20 protein-coding genes are annotated in these 18,605 nt (G+C 45.9%); 14 read left to right on the forward strand and 6 right to left on the reverse strand.

The annotated features are described in order from the left end of the window. Positions 1-17: 17 nt before the first annotated feature. Positions 18-1,388, reverse strand: a complete 1,371-nt coding sequence (locus GXP75_RS06955) for an aldehyde dehydrogenase (protein ID WP_242556448.1) — start codon at positions 1,386-1,388, stop codon at positions 18-20. 45 nt (positions 1,389-1,433) lie between these two features. On the opposite strand from GXP75_RS06955, the gene GXP75_RS06960 reads away from it, so the two are divergent. The 3 genes from GXP75_RS06960 (at position 1,434) to GXP75_RS06970 (ending at position 3,646) form a co-directional block, all read left to right on the forward strand. Next, the gene (locus tag GXP75_RS06960; protein ID WP_242556449.1) at positions 1,434-1,874 is read left to right on the forward strand and encodes a YwdI family protein; all 441 of its coding nucleotides are present in this window, start codon (positions 1,434-1,436) and stop codon (positions 1,872-1,874) included. A gap of 18 nt (positions 1,875-1,892) precedes the next feature. After that, positions 1,893-3,212 carry a purine/pyrimidine permease gene (locus GXP75_RS06965; RefSeq protein ID WP_061572187.1) on the forward strand — a complete coding sequence of 440 codons (1,320 nt, stop codon included), beginning with the start codon at positions 1,893-1,895 and terminating at the stop codon, positions 3,210-3,212. Positions 3,213-3,274: 62 nt separating this feature from the next. Beyond that, on the forward strand, positions 3,275-3,646 hold the full coding sequence (locus tag GXP75_RS06970) for a DUF423 domain-containing protein (protein ID WP_003326444.1): 372 nt from the start codon (positions 3,275-3,277) through the stop codon (positions 3,644-3,646). Between the two features lie 44 nt (positions 3,647-3,690). Here GXP75_RS06970 and gerQ read toward each other — a convergent pair whose 3' ends face one another. Beyond that, the gene (gene gerQ / locus GXP75_RS06975; protein WP_242556450.1) at positions 3,691-4,242 is read right to left on the reverse strand and encodes a spore coat protein GerQ; all 552 of its coding nucleotides are present in this window, start codon (positions 4,240-4,242) and stop codon (positions 3,691-3,693) included. Between the two features lie 377 nt (positions 4,243-4,619). On the opposite strand from gerQ, the gene GXP75_RS06980 reads away from it, so the two are divergent. From GXP75_RS06980 to bslB, 8 genes are all read left to right on the forward strand, one after another. Beyond that, the gene (locus GXP75_RS06980) at positions 4,620-5,390 is read left to right on the forward strand and encodes a glycosyltransferase family 2 protein (protein WP_242556451.1); all 771 of its coding nucleotides are present in this window, start codon (positions 4,620-4,622) and stop codon (positions 5,388-5,390) included. A 4-nt stretch (positions 5,391-5,394) separates the two neighbouring features. Continuing rightward, positions 5,395-6,822, forward strand: a complete 1,428-nt coding sequence (locus GXP75_RS06985; RefSeq protein WP_242556452.1) for a capsular polysaccharide export protein, LipB/KpsS family — start codon at positions 5,395-5,397, stop codon at positions 6,820-6,822. Positions 6,823-6,871: 49 nt separating this feature from the next. Then, a complete protein-coding gene (locus GXP75_RS06990) occupies positions 6,872-7,738 on the forward strand; it encodes a GNAT family N-acetyltransferase (RefSeq protein ID WP_242556453.1) in 867 nt (288 codons plus the stop codon). 105 nt (positions 7,739-7,843) lie between these two features. After that, positions 7,844-8,581, forward strand: coding sequence for a sugar phosphate nucleotidyltransferase (locus GXP75_RS06995; protein WP_063638182.1), 738 nt, complete (start codon positions 7,844-7,846; stop codon positions 8,579-8,581). 2 nt (positions 8,582-8,583) lie between these two features. After that, positions 8,584-9,534: a dTDP-glucose 4,6-dehydratase gene (gene rfbB / locus GXP75_RS07000; RefSeq protein ID WP_242556454.1), complete on the forward strand. Its 951-nt coding sequence runs from the start codon at positions 8,584-8,586 to the stop codon at positions 9,532-9,534. 19 nt (positions 9,535-9,553) lie between these two features. Further along, positions 9,554-10,402 carry a dTDP-4-dehydrorhamnose reductase gene (gene rfbD, locus GXP75_RS07005; protein WP_242556455.1) on the forward strand — a complete coding sequence of 283 codons (849 nt, stop codon included), beginning with the start codon at positions 9,554-9,556 and terminating at the stop codon, positions 10,400-10,402. Then, entirely contained in the window at positions 10,399-10,854 is a 456-nt protein-coding gene (locus GXP75_RS07010) for a dTDP-4-dehydrorhamnose 3,5-epimerase family protein (protein ID WP_214916002.1), read from the forward strand. Before rfbD ends, GXP75_RS07010 begins: the two co-directional genes overlap by 4 nt. A gap of 337 nt (positions 10,855-11,191) precedes the next feature. Next, positions 11,192-11,653, forward strand: a complete 462-nt coding sequence (gene bslB / locus GXP75_RS07015; protein ID WP_239813981.1) for a biofilm surface layer hydrophobin BslB — start codon at positions 11,192-11,194, stop codon at positions 11,651-11,653. Positions 11,654-11,690: 37 nt separating this feature from the next. Here bslB and GXP75_RS07020 read toward each other — a convergent pair whose 3' ends face one another. Beyond that, positions 11,691-12,896 carry a multidrug effflux MFS transporter gene (locus GXP75_RS07020; RefSeq protein WP_242556456.1) on the reverse strand — a complete coding sequence of 402 codons (1,206 nt, stop codon included), beginning with the start codon at positions 12,894-12,896 and terminating at the stop codon, positions 11,691-11,693. Positions 12,897-13,132: 236 nt separating this feature from the next. Here GXP75_RS07020 and GXP75_RS07025 point away from each other — a divergent pair, with 236 nt between their 5' ends. Further along, a complete protein-coding gene (locus GXP75_RS07025; RefSeq protein WP_277990691.1) occupies positions 13,133-14,362 on the forward strand; it encodes an MFS transporter in 1,230 nt (409 codons plus the stop codon). A gap of 30 nt (positions 14,363-14,392) precedes the next feature. Here GXP75_RS07025 and hemQ read toward each other — a convergent pair whose 3' ends face one another. Then, a complete protein-coding gene (gene hemQ, locus GXP75_RS07030) occupies positions 14,393-15,157 on the reverse strand; it encodes a hydrogen peroxide-dependent heme synthase (protein ID WP_003326461.1) in 765 nt (254 codons plus the stop codon). 266 nt (positions 15,158-15,423) lie between these two features. Between hemQ and pta the strand changes: the two genes are divergently transcribed. Beyond that, the gene (pta, locus tag GXP75_RS07035) at positions 15,424-16,395 is read left to right on the forward strand and encodes a phosphate acetyltransferase (protein ID WP_010790267.1); all 972 of its coding nucleotides are present in this window, start codon (positions 15,424-15,426) and stop codon (positions 16,393-16,395) included. Here pta and GXP75_RS21390 read toward each other — a convergent pair. Together GXP75_RS21390 and GXP75_RS07040 are read right to left on the reverse strand one after the other, a co-directional pair. Then, the gene (locus GXP75_RS21390) at positions 16,373-16,501 is read right to left on the reverse strand and encodes a hypothetical protein (RefSeq protein ID WP_277990692.1); all 129 of its coding nucleotides are present in this window, start codon (positions 16,499-16,501) and stop codon (positions 16,373-16,375) included. The genes pta and GXP75_RS21390 overlap by 23 nt on opposite strands. Positions 16,502-16,606: 105 nt before the next feature. Beyond that, entirely contained in the window at positions 16,607-17,596 is a 990-nt protein-coding gene (locus GXP75_RS07040; RefSeq protein WP_242556457.1) for a YeiH family protein, read from the reverse strand. Positions 17,597-17,708: 112 nt separating this feature from the next. Here GXP75_RS07040 and cysL point away from each other — a divergent pair, with 112 nt between their 5' ends. Beyond that, positions 17,709-18,596, forward strand: a complete 888-nt coding sequence (cysL, locus tag GXP75_RS07045; protein ID WP_035175337.1) for a cysJI operon transcriptional regulator CysL — start codon at positions 17,709-17,711, stop codon at positions 18,594-18,596. The last annotated feature ends 9 nt before the right edge of the window (positions 18,597-18,605 follow it).

Genomic DNA, 18,605 nt, shown 5'->3' on the forward strand with positions numbered 1-18,605 from the left:
GCGTGTTCTGCGCTTTTTTATTTCAATAATTTACGTATCAAACGCAGCCCGTTTTTTGAGGAAGGGTAACGGAAAGCAAGATCGAAGCGGTTTGTTTGCTTCAAAACGCTTTTTTTATGTGTAAACGTGTTGAAACTGTCGAACCCATGATAGCGTCCGATTCCGCTTTCTCCGACACCGCCGAATGGCAAATATGGTGTAGCCGCATGCATTAATGTATCGTTTATACATCCGCCGCCGAACGATATATTTTCTAAGATGTGTTGTTCGACCGTTTTATGATTTGTAAATAAATAAAGGGCAAGCGGCTTCGGACGTGCGTTCACCATCGCAATGACTTCGTCGGTGCTGCGATAGGTAAACAGCGGAAAAATCGGCCCGAAGATCTCTTCTTGCATCACAGGCGCTTCATCCTTGACTTGATCAAGAACCGTCGGGGCGATTTTGTGATGCTTATGATCCGCTTTGCCTCCGGTCAGAGGAATGCCGTCATTCAGAAAACCGATAAGCCGCTGAAAGTGGCGCTCACTTACGATTTTGCCGTAGGCCGGGTTCAGCTCCGGCTGGTGACCGAAAAATTCGCCGATTATATGCTTCATTTCTTTCACGAATTCCGATTTTATCTCCTCGTGAACGACTAAATAGTCAGGCGCAATGCATGTTTGGCCTGCATTTGTAAATTTCCCGAAGACGATCCGTTTGGCGGCGAGCTTGATATCAGCATCCTTATGGACGATGCAGGGGCTTTTGCCGCCAAGCTCCAATGTCACGGGAATTAATTGTTTAGCAGCTGCTTCCATCACGATTTTTCCTACGGAGACGCTTCCGGTGAAAAAAATATAGTCGAAGGGCTGTTTTAATAATGCTGTGCTGGTATCAGGCCCGCCTTCAACTAAGGTGACATAGCCAGGCGGAAACACGTCGCGAATGATGCTGGAAAGAACCGCTGAAACGGCGGGTGTATATTCTGACGGCTTTACGATGACGGTATTTCCGGCCGCAATAGCCCCGATGAGCGGAGAAAGAGCCAGTTGAAATGGATAATTCCATGGCGCAATCACCAAAACCGTTCCATACGGCTCGGGTATCATCACACTTTGTGAGCCGATATGGGTTAATGGCGTTTTTACCTTTTTTGGCTTGGCCCATTTTCTCAGACGTTTCATGACAAAGCTTATTTCTTTAAGAACAATCCCGATTTCTGTCGTGTAAGCCTCGTGCTCTGATTTGTGGAGATCCTGGTAGAGAGCGGATAATACATCAGCTTCATAGGTTTTGATGGCTTGTTTTACGTTACGTAAAGCGTCAAGCCGCGCTTTAATTGGTCTTGTATGCCCTGCTGTGAAAAACGCTTGATGCCGGCTGATGATAGAGGGAATGCTGTTCATTCCGACTCTCCTTTCTGTATGTGACAGTCAGTTCATTATGGAAGAATGATTTTTCGATTGTCAAATGCGCAAAGCTTGTCAGAAAAAATAACAAACTCGCATCTGCATTGGTGTCAGGAATTTGATAAAATGCAGGTAGTACGAAATTTTAAGATGGAGGATTCTTTCATGAATATTCATATATCCGCGTTACTTCAGAAGATGGAAGAGGAGCTGAAAAAGGCCAAAACGGCACAGCGGGATGAGGAGCTGAAACAGCATATAGCAGTCGTCCGTTCTTTGTGCGACGTCGTCATGGACAATTCAGATACGCCTCGTTCGCCAGAAGCTTCACCAACTATAACCGCGTCTCCTGTTGCGGCGCCTGCGGCAGACCCGATGCTGCTGGAAAAAATGATGGGCAGCGCCGGGCTGAGCCAGTATCGCAAGAAGGAAAAAGAGAAGAGCGAAGAAGATGGAAATGGCGATTCATTATTCGATTTTTAACAGGAAAGGTTGATTGATTTGAAATTGGTTCTTGGCGCCTTGCAATGGACGGCTTTTATGATTGCGGCGGCGATTGTGGTCCCGGTGGCGGTGGCGCAATCGTTTCAATTAGATCACTCTGATTCAGCCAGATTGATTCAAAGCACTTTTTTTGTGCTGGGGGTTGCTGCAATCATTCAGTGTCTCAAGGGACACCGCCTGCCTATAAATGAAAGCCCGGCCGGCCTGTGGTGGGGTGTTTATACAATTTACGGCGGTTTGACGGGCACGGTCTTTGCCACGTTTGGAGATACACTCCGGGCATTGCAGGGCGCGCTGCTGTTAAGCGCGGTATTCTTCTTTATATTTAGTGTATGTAAAGTCATTGAAAGACTTGCGGTTCTATTTACACCTGTTGTAACGGGTGTGTACTTGCTGCTTCTAGTTATGCAGCTGAGTCAGCCGATTATAAAGGGGCTGCTTGGGATCGGCTATTTAAAGGACAGTGTCGACGGTCTCGTATTCGGCCTCGCCATGGTTGTGGTAGCAGCCACTTTTATGATGAGCAATTCAAAGGTTTCTTTTTTAAAGCAATATTCAATCTTACTGGCGTTATTCGGCGGCTGGGTGCTGTTTGCTATCGCGGGTGCCGCCAAACCGATTCAAATGCCTGACCGTCTGTTTCAGCTTCCGACGCTGTTTCCGTTCGGTAAGCCGATCTTTGACAGCGGCCTTGTGATTACGTCACTGTTTATTACGATTTTGCTGATTGTTAATATGCTCGCGAGCATACGAGTCGTCGAGCTGGCTGTGAAAAAGTTCGGAGGAAAGCCGGAGCGGCATCATGAAAGACCCGCCGGATTCGCAGCTTCATTCAGCCATTTGCTCAGCGGTTTGACCGGGGCAATTGCGCCGGTGCCGATTTCAGGCGCGGCTGGTTTTATTGAAACAACGAAAATGCCTTCTAAAAAACCATTTTTATTAGGAAACGCTATTATTATTATCATCAGTATCATCCCTTTCTTTATGAATGCGTTTGCGAGCCTGCCGTCACCTGTCGGGTTTGCGGTGAATTTTGTCGTGTTTTCAACAATGGCGGGTTTGGCTTTCGCCGAATTCGATTCATATGAGAACACGGAGACAAAGCGGGTCCGTACCGTGATCGGTCTTTCTCTGCTCACCGGCGTTGGTGTGATGTTCATTCCTGAAAGCGCATTAACGGGCATGCACCCGATTTTTATTTCGTTATTGAGCAACGGGCTTGTCCTGGGCACTTTAGTTGCGATAGGGGCAGATCAATTACAGCTTTGGAGAAAGAGGAAATCTGACAATCTCGTGTCATCGACGGACGATCGTTGAATTTTGGTTCATGTGCGTTATGATAAACATATCAATTTAACGAAAAGGCAGGAGAGGAATAGATGAAATTATTTTTAATATTAGGCGCGATTAATGCATTGGTCGCAGTGGGGCTGGGCGCATTCGGCGCGCACGGTCTTGAAGGGAAAATTCCTGATAAATATCTTCAGGTCTGGCATACAGGCGTGCAATATCATATGTACCATGCGCTTGGGCTGCTGGCTGTCGCGTTTCTTGCTGATAAGCTCTCAGGTGTCGGCAGCGTCACTGCGGCGGGCTGGCTGATGTTTGCAGGTATCGTGCTGTTTTCCGGAAGCTTATACATTCTGAGCGTGACGCAGGTTTCCATACTCGGCGCCATTACACCGCTTGGCGGCGTGGCGTTTATCGTTTCTTGGATTATGATCGTCGTTGCGGCTGTTAAATATTTATAAAGAAAAAAAGCCAATCCTCACAGAGTGAGAGATTGGCTTTTTATTTATCTAGGCGAATAGGAGGCCATCGAATATGGATAGGTGTAAGCAATTTCTTCATCAAACGTGACGTAATCAAGATAAATTGTCAAGAGAAGGTAGCGGGTCCCTGTTTTCGGGTCGCTTATGATAATGTGGTCACGCCCAGCCGCTTGTATCACACCGCGGAATATTTTTGAGTTCCACTCCTTGCTGTTTTCAAATGTCATATAAATCGTGGCGGTTTTTCCCCGATTCAGCCTCAGGATATTCTCGATATACGATTCTTCAATAGGCAGCATGCCGGGTACGTTTTGAGATGAAGAACCGCCCGTTTGCTGAGACGGTATTTGAAACCCTCCGCCTTGCTGCTGAGTCGGAAACCCTCCGCCCTGTTGCTGGGTCGGAAACCCTCCGCCTTGCTGCTGTTGGGATGGAAAGCCGAATCCTTGCTGTCCCTGCTGCATTTGCGTCCCCTGTCCTTGTTGCTGCGGATAAGGATTGGGGCCGTATTGCGGCTGATACCCCTGCATATCAAATCCTTGCATTTGCTGATACTGATTCTTTTTCGGTTTCATTTCGTTCCTCCTTTTTATAAAAACCATTAAGGATCATCTCCCGCCTCGAATCTTATCGAATATCGGTTTTGATTGTATGGAATGACCGCTTTAGATGACTCACCTCCGATGAAAAAACGATCTGGGTCGCTGTTACAATTTTCATCTCTTCAACCATATGTAAACGGCACAAAGTTTATGCGCAAAATGAACAGGGGACAGCCATGAATCCTAAAATGACATGAGGAAGCGGAAAATAGCCTGATTTGCATTAGGCTGTTTGCTGTTTTTTTTGTCGTTTTCGCATTATAGTCTGTATTCCTAGCGCAACTTGAGCATATGGAACATATCATAACGTTAGTTTCAGGAGTGAATGTTTTCAAGAAGGAGGTGAGGATGTGCCAAAAGTTTCTGTGATTATGACGAGCTACAATAAAAGTGATTATGTGGCAAAGTCCATTAAAAGTATCCTTGCTCAGACCTTTCCGGATTTTGAATTGCTGATTATGGATGACAATTCAAACGAAGAAACCCTGAATGAAATCCGGCCTTTTTTGGAGGATTCTCGTGTCCGTTTTTACAAAAGCGATGTATCCGGAGTGAAAGAAAGAACAGAGAAAACAAGGTATTCAGCACTTATTAATCAAGCAATTGAATTAGCCGAGGGCGAATACATCACATATGCGACAGACGATAACATCTATATGCCGGACCGTTTGAAGAAAATGGCGCATGAGCTTGATGTTCATCCTGAGAAAGATGTCATTTATTCAAGTTCTAAAACCTATCATTTGAATCAGCAGCAGGAAGTCGTGAAAGAGACCGTCAGACCGGCCAATCAAGTGATGTGGAACGCACCATGCGCGGTCGATCATTGTTCGGTGATGCACAGATTTTCAGTATTGGAGAAGGTCAAGGATACGTTTGGCTCCTATTGGGATGAAAGCCCGGAGTATTACCGGATTGGAGATGCCCGTTTCTTTTGGAGGGTCAATCATTTTTACCCGCTCTATCCGATAACCGAAGAGCTTGATCTTAACTATATTACGGATCAGTCCATTCATTTTCAGTTATTTGAAGAAGAAAAAAATGAATTCGTTCGCAATCTCCCGCCTCAGCAAAACTGCCGGGGTCTGCGTGAATCATTAAGAAAACTTAGAAAGGGGTGAGAACTTGTCGGCTTACTTAGCTAATTACTGGGTGCTGTATCGGCAGTTTGTCATGTTTTTTGACAATCTTCGCTATAAGGATATTCCGCTTGCATTGCTCAGTAATTTTTACCAATATATCAGCCCTGAACTGAGAGAGCGCATGGAAACTGATGCGGAGCTTTTTGGACCGGCTGAGCAGCACATAGCTGAAGAGCAGATTCAGGCTTTTTTTGACATCAAAAAACAAAGCATAAAAAAAGCGGCTGATGAAGCACCTGCTCCGGGAAAGGTCATTTTGCATTTCGATCATTTGCGGTTTATCGACGAAAATTATTATCAATTTGACCCTGAAACAACGGTTGTTTTGGCGAGATGGAGCCTGCCGCATCATTGCGATTTGCCTGTGATTTCTAAACTAGATCTTGCGGCATCGGACAAAAAAGGAGACCCTCAGCCGTATATCGAAAAGGCTTCCTCCATACTTTCCGCCTTGGAGGCACACACGGCATTCGGAGATGAAGCATTTCAAAACCGGCTTTATAAGGACATTCCTTTATTTATAGAAGCGATTGATGCAGTGGACGCTTTATTTGAGACTGAAAAGATTTCCGCCGTTGTGGTAGGGACCACTGAAGACATCTACAGCAGAGTGCTCGCATTGACATGTGAAAAGAAAAAGGCTGTAAGCATTTGTCTCCAGCATGGCGCACTCATGGGGGATGAGGCGTTTCTGCCTGTTTTCACCTCGTATCAAGCTGTATTTGGCGCTTATGAAGCAGAGTGGTACAAACAGAAAGGATGCCGCCCGGAGCAAATCATCATAACCGGACACCCTCGTTTTGACCAAATTTTTCATAGAAAACCGATAGAATCGGATACCTTTCATCGAAAACTGTCCTTTCACCCATCTAAACAAACAATTCTGATCGCTACACAGCCTTTTTCAGATGATTTCTATTCCGGTGTGATAAATGAGCTGATGAACCATCAGCATCTTCAGCTTGTCATCAAGCCTCACCCGTGGGAAATCGGCAAAAATAAGCTCAGCGTGTATCAAGCGGCGATGAAAAAACATAAAGCCTGTAAAGTGATTAAAAAAGAAATGGGCTTGTATGATATTCTCCCGTACGTTGATGCGGCGATCACCCAAACCTCCACTGTCGGCCTTGAAGCCATGCTGTTTCAAAAGCCCGCTTTCATCGGAAGATCAAATGGGAGCCGCTCTTACCCCTACTACGAATCACTCGGAGAATTCATCTTTGAACAGCCGGAAAACCTGGTTAAAACGTTGGTTGAGGTTCTGGAAAAACCTGATATGCATAAGAAAGCCGAGCAGGCCCGCCTTCAATTTGTGGCTGCCAATTATCCGGTTGAACAGTCAGCGGACGCTTTATTTACATTTTTAAAAGAAAAAACGGGGGTTGATTACAGGCGGGATCACCTTGCATAAAAAGATGGGAGTTAAGAAAATAGGTGCAAATATGGAAAGTGTTGATTGATTGTACACCATAAAAGACAATTTGCCGCATGATATGATTTCAGCGTTTCTTCAAAGCAAACAGCTTGCCTCTGACGACAAATATGAGTTCTCGCTCTGCCTTTTGGAGAACAGCCAGATTCAAGGGGTCATTTTATATAAATACTCTCTTTGGGAAAGCCAAATGCTCAATAAACAAGTGATGAACGTTAAACAGCTGGCCGCAAACAGCAGAGGACAGCTGAAACAGCTGTTTCAAGCCTTTTATACGGCCCGGCAGGCGGAGGGGACTGATTTTATTTTCGTTCGGATTCCGGCGGAGGATATAGGAGCGATGCAAGTCATGCAGCAGCTTCCCTCCTCTTATTTTGTCGGCAGTCTGATTAAGCTGACGAAACCAGCTTGTCTATATGGGGAAGACGCTCCGTTTGAACTTTCCACCCCTGAGCCTGGCGACACGGATGAGATTTGCCAGTTATCCCAGGGCGCATTTACAAAAAGCAGATATTTTCAAGATCCTTATCTCAGTCATGAAGAGGCGAACCGGATCTTTCATGAATGGACACGGAATAATGTAAACGGCAGAGCGGATATAAACATTGTGGCGAAGCAAAAAGGCGAGATCATCGGCTATCTTCAAGGCCTTTCAAGGGGCGAAGAGTTTGTTCTCGATCTGATGGCTGTAAAACCCGGATTTGAAGGCAAAGGAATCGGTTTTCATTTATTGGCGGACATCATAGAACAATCGGAACGCCTTCAGCATAAAACAATAACAGCAGGGACGCAGCTTCACAACGTAAGGGCGATCCGACTTTACGAAAGAATGGGCTTTACCGCGGCGCAATCGTTCTACCATTACCATTTGTGGCCGGGCCGGAAGGCGAAATAATGGCAGGTTTTCATATTGAACATAAGCCAGGGACACGGCGTTTCTTCGAGATGTGCTATCTGGCCATTAATACAGGTACAAAAACGCACGTAAGGATGTGTTAACGTGAAAGGTGTTATTTTAGCTGGAGGAACCGGCTCGCGCCTTATGCCGCTCACCAAAGCGGTCAATAAACATTTGCTTCCCGTAGGTCCGTATCCTATGATCTATTGGTCGATTATGAAGCTTGAAGAAGCCGGAATTAAAGACATTTTACTCATCACTCAAAAAGAATATTTACCGCAGTTTCATAAACTCATTGGAACCGGAGAAGAGCTTGGTGTTTCCGTTACGTATCAGGTTCAGCCCGCCGCTTCAGGGATTTCAGACGGTTTATCCTATGCAAAACGCTTTACCGGAAAAGAGCCTTTCATCTTATTATTAGGTGATAATGTATTTGAAGATTCATTGCGGCCTTTTACAGAGCGTTTTGAGAAACAGGGAAAAGGGGCGAAGGTGCTGTTAAAAGAAGTCAATGACCCTGAACGCTTCGGGATTGCCGAAATTGATGAACAGCATAACAAGATTCGTTCCATTATTGAAAAGCCTGAAAAACCGCCGACCAACCTTTGCGTAACCGGTATTTATATGTATGATGCGGAAGTGTTTTCCTATATTGAACAAATCTCTCCCTCAAAGCGCGGCGAGCTTGAAATCACTGATGTGAATAATTTATACATTGAACACAGCCAGCTCACGTATGATGTGTTAACGGGCTGGTGGGTGGATGCCGGCACTCATGAATCGCTTCACCTTGCTTCCACATTGGCATATCAGGCATTGCAGAAAGGACAGGAAAAATAAACATGGCACAATCATTTTTGATTACAGGCGGAGCCGGCTTTATCGGGCTCACATTTACAAAACTGATGCTGAAGGAGACAGACGCCCGCATTACGGTCTTTGATAAACTCACTTATGCGAGCCATCCGAAAGAAATGGAAAAGCTGAAGGGAAACAGCCGGTTTCGGTTTATCAAAGGAGATATCAGCAGTCAGGCGGATATCGACCGGGCATTTGATGAGAGCTATGACGCTGTGATTCATTTCGCGGCTGAATCCCATGTAGACAGAAGCATTTCGCAGGCGGAGCCTTTCATCACAACCAATGTCATGGGGACGTATCGGCTGGCGGAGGCTGTGCTGCACGGAAAGGCAAAAAAACTGATCCACATTTCAACAGATGAAGTATACGGAGATTTAGAAGCGGATGACCCGGCATTTACGGAAACGACACCGCTTTCACCTAATAATCCTTATTCCGCCAGCAAGGCCAGCTCAGATCTCCTCGTGCAGTCCTATGTTAAAACCCATCAGCTTCCGGCCATTATCACAAGGTGCAGCAACAATTACGGTCCTTATCAGCACCGGGAAAAAATGATTCCGACCATCATCCGCCACGCGGCAAAAGGCCAGCCGGTTCCGCTGTACGGTGACGGATTGCAGATCAGAGACTGGCTGTTCGCCGAGGATCATTGCCGCGCGATTAAACTGATTTTGGATAAAGGAACGAACGGTGAGGTTTATAATATCGGCGGCGGCAATGAACGGACGAATAAAGAGCTTGCCAGTGCCATTTTGAAGCATCTTGGCTGCGATCAGGAGCTGTTTGCTCATGTGGAAGACAGGAAAGGGCACGACCGGCGCTACGCGATCAATGCCTCTAAGCTGAAAAACGAGCTGGGCTGGCGTCAGGAAGTTACGTTTGAAGAGGGGATTAAGCGGACCGTTCGCTGGTATACAGATAACGGCCAATGATGAGAAGAAGGTGATCCGATTGACAAAGGTTTTAGTGACCGGTGCCGGCGGACAGCTCGGAATAGAACTGTGCCGCCAGTTGAAGCAAGCCGGATATGAGGTCATCGCGTTAACGAAGTCGATGATGAATATTTCTGATCAACGGTCAGTGCGGCATTCCTTTCGCCATTATCGGCCGGACATTGTCGTCAACACAGCGGCGTTTACGTCTGTTGACAAATGTGAAACAGAGCTGGAGAAAGCATATTTAATCAATGGAATCGGAGCCTATTATACAGCGCTGGAGGCAGAAGGCATCGGTGCGGCGTATTTTCATATCAGCACGGATTATGTGTTTAACGGAAAAGGCACAAGTCCTTACAAAGAAGACGATACCCCCGAACCAAGCACAATATACGGTAAAAGCAAAAAACTCGGGGAAGAGCTGATTCGATTAGCCGGCAAGGGCAGCACCATTATCAGGACCTCCTGGGTTTATGGAAGCGGCGGCCATAATTTCGTCAATACCATGCTTGAGCTTGCTGAAACAAAAGATGAGCTGCGCGTCGTCAATGATCAAATCGGTTCGCCGACTTATACAAAGGATTTAGCAGAAGCGGTCATTACGCTGTTTGGCCATCCCCCGGGCATGTACCATGTCAGTAACTCAGGTATGTGCAGCTGGCATGAATTCGCCGCGGCCATTATGGAAGAAAGCGGACTGGACACAACGATTCTGCCAGTCAGCACCAAGGAATACGGAAATCTCACACCGCGCCCTGCTTACTCTGTTTTAAGCCACCAGGCGATAAATGAACGCGGAATACGGCCGCGGCATTGGCGTGATGCACTGCGTGATTATTTACAGGAGAGGAGTGAAGTGAAGTGATTAAAGGAGTCAAAGTCAAAAAGCTGACGAAGCATAGTGATGACAGAGGTTTTTTCGCCGAGCTTGTTCGGGATGACGAGAATCTTCTTGAACATTTCGGGCAGGCCTCATGGTCAAAAAGCTATCCAGGCGTAATTAAAGCGTTTCATTATCATGAAAAGCAGGATGATCTCTGGTTTTTCCCGACAGGCCACGCCCAAGTTGTCCTTTATGACCTGCGTGACGATTCTGAAACGAAAGGAAAAACGGATGTCTACTTTATGGGAGAAGACAATCCGATGCTTCTGTTGATCCCAAAAGGAGTCGCCCACGGTTATAGGGTGCTTGGAGAAACACCGCTGACGATTATCTATTTCACTACAACCTCGTATAACCCTGATCAGCCTGATGAAAAAAGAATCCCTTGGAATGACGAGACAATCGGTTTTAACTGGAACACAACTTTTCGATAACATACAGCAAAATAGCCGGACGCAAATCGAAGATCAAGAGGTATCTTCGGTTTTTTTTGTCCCTTTAATTTAATAGGAAAATAGTATTGATCAAGACTGTATATTTTACTAGCGGGAGGGTGAAAATCTTTCGTTTGGCCCTTGTCCGGCTAAGCTGATTGTCTCAAACAATATCAAGTTGTCATATCCCTAAAAAAGCATTTACTTCCATGGAAAATGGTGTTAGATTTATCTCAAGAAAAAGGAAAAGTAATTCGCGAATTTACGAGATTCACGCTCTTTTTCTTCAGAGGACGCTCTGACCAACTTTAATAGTAATCATGAGGAGGAAAATGTCATGCTAAAAAGAACATCATTATCTTCATTATTCATCAGTTCAGCTTTCCTGCTATCCATCTTGCTTCCTTCAGTCCATGCGAATGCGCAATCTGCATCAATCGAAGCAAAAACTATTAACAGTACGAAAGAATACGCGACTTCAGATATTGAAGTGACATACAAACCAAACGCCGTTCTTTCTCTCGGAACGATAGAATTTAATTTCCCGGACGGTTTTCATGCCAATACGAGAGACTCGATCAATGGAAAAACGCTGAAAGAAACACAGATTTTAAATGACGGGAAAAAAGTCAGACTTCCGCTCACACTTGATTTGTTAGGCGCATCGGAATTTGAACTAGTCATGGTTCGCAAAAACCTTCCGCGCGCAGGAACTTACACGATTAAAGGTGATACGGTAAACGGTTTAGGAATCGGCAGCTTTTACGCTGAAACTCAATTGGTAATTGATCCGCGCTAAATATTAAGAGCCCTCCAATAAAAATTGGAGGGCTTTATCATGTCTGCGTGTTTCTTTTTACAAGGAAAACGTAAGAAAGAACTGCCAGAAGATCGAAGCCGAAGATGCTCAGAGCCATCGGCCATGCATTTTCTTCTCCGGCGATGCCGACTAACGGAGCGGCAAGCGCGCCGCCGATAAATGGCAAGAGGCCGAGAAGCGCGGCTGCGCTGCCGGCGCCTTTCTCCTGTTTTTGCATCGCTAATGCGAAACCTGTGGTTGTGACGATCCCGACGCAGGACACAATCACAAACAGGGCAATGCAGACTGCGATGATGCCCAAATTCAGAGCAAGCGCAGCAAGAAGTGCGATACTTCCGATAATGGATAATATCAGGCCGAATGTGAATAGTGTCCGCTCATCACGTTTTGCGGCAAGTCTCCCGGTGATCTGGGTGGCGGCGATAATTCCCGCGCCGTTTACCGCAAATAAAAAGCTGAACATTTGCGCCGAAACCCCGAAGATATTTTGCAGCACAAACGGCGAACCGGAAATATAAGCGAACATGCCGGTTAGAATGAAAGCCTGGCTGAAAGCAAATCCCATAAAAGAACGGTCGCCAAGCAAGAGCCGAAAGGTTTGCAAGGTTTCTTTCAGGCCTCCCGTTGTCCGTTTTTCGATAGGCAGTGATTCAGGCAAAGTGGCCGTCACGGCAATAAAAATGAAAAAACCGATAATCGCTAAAATGATAAAGACCGTCGGCCATTCAGAAAATTGAAGGACAAATCCCCCGGTGATCGGCGCCAATATCGGAGCCGCCCCGTTCACCAGCATCAGCATGGAGAAGAAAGCCGTTAATTCTTTCCCCGAATACATATCACGAGCGGACGCACGGGCAATGACAATGCCGGCCGCTCCGGTGAAGCCTTGGATAAATCTCATGATAATCAAAAAAGTGACGGAAGGGCTGTAAGCGCACAAAATGGAAGAGAGCGCATAAAAAACCATCGAAACGATCAGCGGTTTCCTGCGGCCTTTCATATCACTGAGCGGTCCGACGACAATTTGTCCTAAAGCCAGCCCCAGCAGGCAGAAGGTTAGGCTTAGCTGTGCGAGAGAAGCTGTTGTATGAAGATCATTTGCGACCTGCGGAAGAGCGGGGAGATACATATCGAGCGAAAGGGGCCCGAAAGACGCCAGCGTTCCGAGGAGCAAAACCATGCCGAGCTTAATTGGTTTTGCTTGTGTATAAACTTTGTCCATGAAACGATCCACCTCATATTACATTTGATTTCTATCACTATACCATAATGCTCATTGATGTTTAACGAGCGGAGAAGAAGTCTGTTTAAGTAAGAATTTTCGAATGAAAAATATTATCGCAGTCAAGTATACATTTGAAAATTATAAATGGATTTACTTTATCAAACAGAATACAAAAAGAAATTTTACAATGCTAAACTATATGGAAATCAGTATTTGAAGAGGTGTCCATACATATGAAAACCAATAATATGATTGAAACGAAACGCCATTTTCCGATTTTATTAGCACTCGCTCTGACATTGGGCGTGTTTGCGGCCGGATCTGAAGAACTAGTGATGTCACCGCTGCTGCCAGATTTGGCACAAACCTTTCATTCAAGTATTGATGTGCTGGCACTTTCTATCAGTATGTACGGGATCATGATTTTGGTTGGCGCGCCGCTGTTAGTTCCTCTAGGCGATAAATATTCGAGAGAGCTATGCTTGATGATTGGCCTCTCTTTATTTATCATCGGAACGGTCATATGCGCCGCGGCGCAGGATCTATACACATTCTTTTTAGGGCGCGCGCTTTCCGGTCTGGCGGCAGGCGCGTTTGTGCCGACCGCTTATGCGGTTGTAGGAGACCGCGTTCCTTATCAATATCGCGGAAAGGTGATGGGGCTGATTGTTTCAAGCTGGTCGCTCGCGCTGATTTTTGGCGTGCCATTAGGAGCTTTTATCGGCGGCTCTCTGAATTGGAGATGGACATTTTGGATTTTTGTTTTTATGGGTCTGCTCGTATTGGCTTTGGTTTTATATGAGGCGCGCACCTCTGCCAATGGAAAAGCCGGGCAAGAAAACGGAGAGCAGCCGGCCGGTACGTTCCTTCAGGCGCTTCGTGTGCCGCGGGTGCCGGTCTACATTACGATTACCTTTTGCAACATGACGGGCTTTTATGGAATGTATTCTTATTTAGGGACATATCTCCAGCACGTATTTTCGGGAGGGAATACTGTGGCGGGGCTGTTTATCATGATATATGGCATCGGCTTTTCCATGAGTGTTTTTTCCGGTAGGGCAGCGGACCGTTTCGGGAAAATGCGGTCTCTTGTTATCGCTATGGCTGTCCTCAGTATACTATTGGCGTGTTTGCCATATGCACCGAAATCACTGCCGCTATTATGTATCGGTTTATTGATTTGGGGCGTGATGCAAAGCCTGACGGTAACGCTGCTCAGTACGATTCTGAGCGACTGTTCCCAACATCACCGCGGGAAAATCATGGCATTTTACAGTCTGGCATCAAATTTGGCAGTGACCTTAGGCTCGGCGGTTATGGGACCTGTTTACATCCGGTACGGTTATTCCTTCGTCGGTTTGATTTGTGCCGCCATCACCCTATGCGGATTTGTGCTCAGTGTGTATGGATATAAACGGTACAGCACTCATGATCAGAACATGGAAGAGACGCTGCACCAATAAAAAACTCCCGCCGTACGACGGGAGAGCTGATTATACATATAAAAATTTAGGCAATGATTCTTTTGGCAGGTAGTTGCCGACAAAGAACGAACCGAATTCTCCATAACGGGCGCTGACTTCGTCAAAGCGCATTTCGTATACAAGTTTTTTAAATTGAAGAACATCGTCGCTAAACAGTGTAACGCCCCACTCATAATCGTCAAAGCCGACAGATCCTGTGATAATTTGTTTCACTTTCCCTGCATAGCTGCGTCCGATTAAACCGTGGCTTCTCATTAAGTTTCTGCGTTCGTCCATTGATAGCATATACCAGTTGTCGTTGCCTGATCTTCTTTTATCCATCGGATAGAAGCATACATGCTTTGATTCAGGCAGTTCAGGATAAAGGCGCGCACGCACATGTGGATTCTCGTAAGGATCGCCCTCTCCGCTTGCCAAGTAGTTGCTCAGTTCGACGACTGACACGTAGGAGTATGCCGGAATGGTGAATTCAGCGAGTCTTGATTTATTGAATTCAAGCTCAATCTCATTTAATTCTTCCATTGTCGGGCGAAGAACCATCAGCATGAAATCAGCTTTTTGGCCGACGATGCTGTACAGAGTCTGCGAACCTTTTCCTTCTTTTTGGGCAACGCCCCATTTTTCAAGCAATCCCGTAAATTCATATGTAATGGATTCGCGTTCATCACTTGAAAGCAGTTTCCAGGAAGCCCAGTCCATCGTACGGAAATCATGCAGGGCGTACCAGCCGTCAAGCGTTTTTGCTGCTTCATTTGTCAATTGCTGTTCACTCATTTATCTTCACTCCTATATCTCTTCATTATGCCTACACTATACCATAGTTTATCCGATTCTTCTGTGTAGAAACCTTGAATATCTCTTCGTATAATCTTTGAAAATCAGAGGGACACTATAAGAAGTTTTTCAGTTGATTAAATTAGTTAGAAAAATAAGATTTTTAAATGAAAGCGCTATAATAAAAGTTGCTTATTTGAATTTAGCTGGAAGAAGAGTATGCTAATAAAAGAAAGCGTTTTTTGCAAATTCAAGGAGGGTATATTGTGGCAGATTTATTTACAACAGTGCAAGAAAAAGTAGCAGGAAAAGGCGTGAAAATCGTATTTCCTGAAGGTTTAGATGAACGTATTTTAATAGCGGTAAACAACCTTGCCGGAAACAAAGTGCTTCAGCCAATCGTGATCGGCAGTGAAAATGAGATTCAAGCTAAAGCGAAAGAATTGAATTTAACGCTTGAAGGCGTTGATATTTATGATCCACATACATATGAAGGCATGGAAGACCTTGTACAGGCTTTCGTTGAACGCCGAAAAGGGAAAGCAACGGAAGAACAAGCTCGTAAAGCTCTTTTAGATGAAAACTACTTCGGCACGATGCTTGTGTACAAAGGTCTTGCGCACGGGCTTGTCAGCGGAGCGGCTCATTCAACAGCAGACACAGTGCGCCCTGCTCTTCAAATTATCAAAACAAAAGAAGGCGTGAAAAAAACCTCCGGCGTATTCATCATGGCGCGCGGCGACGAACAATATGTATTTGCGGATTGCGCGATTAACATTGCGCCTGACAGCCAGGACCTTGCTGAAATTGCAATCGAAAGCGCCAATACGGCTAAAATGTTCAACATCGAGCCTCGGGTAGCCATGCTAAGCTTTTCTACAAAAGGCTCAGCGAAGTCAGATGAGACTGAAAAAGTAGCAGAAGCGGTGAAAATCGCAAAAGAAAAAGCGCCTGAGCTTACTCTTGACGGCGAATTCCAGTTTGACGCGGCATTTGTGCCTTCTGTCGCTGAGAAAAAAGCGCCGGATTCTGAAATCAAAGGTGATGCGAACGTATTCGTATTCCCAAGCCTTGAAGCAGGAAACATCGGCTATAAAATCGCACAGCGTCTGGGCAACTTTGAAGCGGTAGGACCAATTTTACAAGGCTTAAACATGCCTGTTAACGACCTTTCAAGAGGCTGTAACGCAGAGGATGTTTACAACCTTGCCCTTATTACGGCGGTTCAAGCGCTGTAATAATAGAAAGCAGCAGCTCCCGCATGGCGGGGGCTGCTTTTTTATGATTGCAGCTTTTTTGATAGGCGGTTGCATAATGGTTGGCGCCTGACTTCGAATCAAGCACATCATCCGGGGGGAGGGCGATCTCTGCTTTCTCCTTCTTTAACGTTTCGTGTCACCACGAGACAAAGTGGAAAACCTCTTACACCTAAAAACGAAAGCGGTTTCATTATATAAGGAGGAAAACAATCACATAACCAAACAATGATAACAGAACCGAGCCGATGAGACCGGCTGTCAGCGCCCTCCCTCCATTTTCTTGAAACTCGGTAACATGTACCTTTAAACCAAGCCCGGCCATGGCCATACCGATCAGAAAATAAGAAACGCTCACAATCTGCTCCGCCTGCGCTTCCGGAATCATATCAGACGTATGAAAAGCACTCATCGCCAGAAAACCAAGAATAAACCAAGGAATAGGCAAAGATGTAAATGAAAGCTTCCCGGCTCCCTTTTTCCTCTGCGTCATCATGCCGAGTATCAGCGCGACAGGAACCAGTAAGGCGACTCTTGTGAGCTTTACGATAATCGACATATCGACAGCATCGCTGCCGCCGGCGGCAGCGGCAGCCACAACATGTGCGACCTCATGAAGAGTTCCGCCGGCAAATGCGCCGAAAGCGCCGGGTGCCAACCCGATGATTGAATAAATCACTGTATAGATGACGGTAAACAGGGTGCCTAATAAAGAAACGGCGGCTGCGCTTATTGCCGTCTCATTATCATTTGCTTTAATCTGCGGGGCGATGGCAACGACAGCGGCAGCTCCGCAAATGGCAGTCCCGCAAGCTGTCAAGATGCTGAGTTTTTGATCAACGCGAAACCAGCGGGACAGGATATACACTGCGGCTAATGAAAAAGCCATACTAAAGAACGCGACAAAGAATACGTTTGCACCCGCATGATAAATATCCGTCAGGTCCAGCCTCATGCCGAGCAATATAATGCCCAACCTCAGAACATGCTTACTGGAGAAAGAAATCCCAGGCTGTAATGTTTTCTTTGTGCCGAAAATAGAACGAAACATGATGCCGAGCATCATCGCGATCACAAGGGGCCCCAGCATGGATAAGAAAGGCAGCTGGACGGCCCAAACACTTGAGAGGGCAAGGGCGGCGGTAAGCGTCAGCCCGTGTATAAGAGAAAATGAGGTACGCATAGATTACACTTCCTTCATTGGTATAGCTTCACTTTACAGGGGTTTATATCATTAGTAAAATACAGTTAAATGATTGTAATGATAAAAAATATTAATGATTGAGGTGGAAGCTTTGTATTATGGCGAACTGAAAACGTTCATCGCTGTTGTGGAAGAAAAAAATTTCACAAAAGCGGCGCAAAAACTGATGATTTCCCAGCCGAGTGTCAGTCTGCATATCAAAAACCTGGAAAAAGAGTTTCAGACCGCGCTGCTCAACCGGTCGCCGAAGCATTTTACCACGACGCCGACAGGAGACATCTTGTATCAGAGGGCAAAGCAAATGGTTTTTCTATATGATCAGGCCAAATCAGAGATATATGCGCACCATCACTATGTGAAAGGCGAGTTGAAAATCGCTGCCAGCTTCACCATCGGAGAGTATATTTTGCCGCCGATTCTTGCCCAGCTGCTTAAGGCGTATCCAGAGCTGAATGTGGACGTAATGATCGGAAATACAGAAGAAGTGAGTGAACGTGTAAGGATGCTTCAAGCGGATATTGGGCTGATTGAGGGACATACGGGAGAGAATGAACTGGAGATTCAGCCTTTTATGGAGGATGAACTATGTATCGCCGCGCCGAACCAGCACCCATTGGCCGGGAGAAAAAACATCCCCATCAATGATTTGCAAAACGAAGCATGGATCACAAGAGAAAAGGGCTCAGGCACGCGGGAATACTTGGATCATGTGCTTGCCTCAAATGGTCTGCGGCCGAAGTCCATGATGACCATCAGCAGCAACCAAGGCGTAAAAGAAGCTGTGATCAGCGGAATGGGGCTGTCCGTTTTATCAAGAAGCGTACTGCAAAAGGACCTGGCATATCACAGCATTTCGGTGCTCAACGTCAAAGGCTTTGCTTTAAAACGCAAGCTTTCATACATCCAATCTCCTATTATGGAGAATACGAAGAACAAAGAAATCTTTATCACCCTGCTCAAAAGCAATTTTCAATCATAACGGCTGAAA

Origin of the sequence: Bacillus sp. HU-1818 (assembly GCF_022695965.1) — a bacterium.
GTDB classification, from domain to species: Bacteria; Bacillota; Bacilli; order Bacillales; family Bacillaceae; genus Bacillus; species Bacillus atrophaeus.

Coding starts and splice junctions, on each gene's coding strand:
- rfbB (WP_242556454.1), top strand. CDS start 8,584: ATGGCACAATCATTTTTGATTACAGGCGGAGCCGGCTTTATCGGGCTC.
- GXP75_RS07040 (WP_242556457.1), bottom strand. CDS start 17,596: ATGCGTACCTCATTTTCTCTTATACACGGGCTGACGCTTACCGCCGCC.
- gerQ (WP_242556450.1), bottom strand. CDS start 4,242: ATGAAACCGAAAAAGAATCAGTATCAGCAAATGCAAGGATTTGATATG.
- hemQ (WP_003326461.1), bottom strand. CDS start 15,157: ATGAGTGAACAGCAATTGACAAATGAAGCAGCAAAAACGCTTGACGGC.
- GXP75_RS06960 (WP_242556449.1), top strand. CDS start 1,434: ATGATTTTTCGATTGTCAAATGCGCAAAGCTTGTCAGAAAAAATAACA.
- GXP75_RS07025 (WP_277990691.1), top strand. CDS start 13,133: ATGAAAACCAATAATATGATTGAAACGAAACGCCATTTTCCGATTTTA.
- GXP75_RS07020 (WP_242556456.1), bottom strand. CDS start 12,896: ATGGACAAAGTTTATACACAAGCAAAACCAATTAAGCTCGGCATGGTT.
- GXP75_RS06970 (WP_003326444.1), top strand. CDS start 3,275: ATGAAATTATTTTTAATATTAGGCGCGATTAATGCATTGGTCGCAGTG.
- bslB (WP_239813981.1), top strand. CDS start 11,192: ATGCTAAAAAGAACATCATTATCTTCATTATTCATCAGTTCAGCTTTC.
- GXP75_RS06955 (WP_242556448.1), bottom strand. CDS start 1,388: ATGAACAGCATTCCCTCTATCATCAGCCGGCATCAAGCGTTTTTCACA.